Origin of the sequence: Natrinema limicola JCM 13563 (assembly GCF_000337475.1) — an archaeon.
Lineage (GTDB): Archaea > Halobacteriota > Halobacteria > Halobacteriales > Natrialbaceae > Natrinema > Natrinema limicola.
In genome coordinates this window covers 1-290 of the sequence record NZ_AOIT01000018.1, presented here as the reverse complement: position 1 = coordinate 290, position 290 = coordinate 1, and the positions used below count along the sequence as shown (strand labels likewise).

Sequence of the window (290 nt, the reverse complement as noted above, 5' to 3'; positions counted from 1 at the left end):
CTTGCCCAGCACTTATTCTACCACCTCCTTACGGTGGTGAAAAGCGAGGACTATATGCCCTCGCACTTGGAGTCCCCTTATCGCACTTTCGTGCAGTGTAAAGGTTTCGCGCCTGCTGCGCCCCGTAGGGCCCGGTATCTTGTCTCAGATACCGTCTCCGGGCTCTTGCTCTCACAACCCGTACCGATTATGGGCACGGTGGGCCGTTACCCCACCGTCTACCTAATCGGCCGCAGCCACATCCTATGGCGCCGGAGCGTTTCTGACTCTCGCCACTTCCAGGCTGAGAG

1 rRNA gene is annotated in these 290 nt (G+C 58.6%); it reads right to left on the bottom strand.

What is annotated here, in order from left to right:
* Positions 1 to 290 (bottom strand): 16S ribosomal RNA (locus C476_RS04145); the annotation flags it as partial.